1 protein-coding gene is annotated in these 744 nt (G+C 52.3%); it reads right to left on the bottom strand.

The window, feature by feature from the left end; all coding sequences use genetic code 11:
* On the bottom strand, positions 1-744 hold a 744-nt coding region (locus NQT65_RS20165; RefSeq protein WP_256851921.1), incomplete at both ends, for an Ig-like domain-containing protein.

Below are 744 nucleotides of genomic sequence, written 5' to 3' on the forward strand. Positions count from 1 at the left end.
CAACAGTCGTAATATTACCTGCACTGTCTTCAAACGTTAAGCTAATGGTGGTGCCATCGGCTGCATCGCTTGTCCCATTAATGGTTGGTGTGGTGTCGTTGGTATCAACCAAGGTATTAATGCTAATGCTTGGCGCGGTGGTGTTCAGCGTGGCTGTTTCACTAACCGTGGTGGTGTTACCGGCGTTGTCGCTCACGCTGGCTTCAATGGTCAGCTCACCATCAACCAGTGCATTTGGTACATCAGCTGACCAGCTGCCACCCGCTTGGACTGTGGCTGTAAAGGTTTCGGTGGTAATACCATCGCTAACGCTGATGCTAATTACCGTGCCGGCTGGTGCATTCGTGGTACCACTAATAGTTGGCGTGCTGTCGTTGGTAGCACCCACAGTATCGAGTGTCAGTGTCGGGGCAAGGCTATCAAGGGTGCCCGATTGCGTAGCGCCGCCTGTATTGCCCGCCGCATCCGTAATGCTGGCTTGTACACTGTAGCTGCCATCAGGTAATTCTGAACTGATTGCTTGCCAGTTGCCGTTGACATCCACGGTGGCGGTGAGCGGTGTTTCATCGCCATTACTGTCGGTGATTACAATGTTTACAACTGTGCCTTCTGGCTCAGTTGAAGTACCACTAATAATTGGTGTGCTGTCGTTTCCAAGCCCCAGTGCATCCACAGTGACAACTGGGGTAATGGTATCAACATTGCCACTGCTGTTGGCGGTGCTCTCATTGCCTGCGGCATCAG

It is taken from the genome of Pseudoalteromonas agarivorans (genome assembly GCF_024518735.1).
Lineage (GTDB): Bacteria > Pseudomonadota > Gammaproteobacteria > Enterobacterales > Alteromonadaceae > Pseudoalteromonas > Pseudoalteromonas atlantica.